This window comes from bacterium (assembly GCA_030019025.1).
GTDB lineage: Bacteria > Hydrothermota > Hydrothermia > UBA1063 > UBA1063 > UBA1063.
Genome location: JASEFR010000055.1, coordinates 1 through 212, shown reverse-complemented (window position 1 = coordinate 212; position 212 = coordinate 1).

The following is a 212-nucleotide window of genomic DNA, read 5'->3' as shown; positions in this document are numbered from 1 at the left end:
TTTCACTTAAATGTGCAGATATGCTTTTTTTCATGTAAATGTTTAGAATTTGAAAACTTATTTTTCACTTTCAGCGTGGATAAAGAATGGCCCTTTGACATTACATGAAGCTGAAACACAAGGCCGTACTGGACATCAACCTTTTTTATTTTTATTTTGCTATGTCAGGCTGTTCACTTTAACTTATCTCTCTCTACGGGCGGAAGCTGACG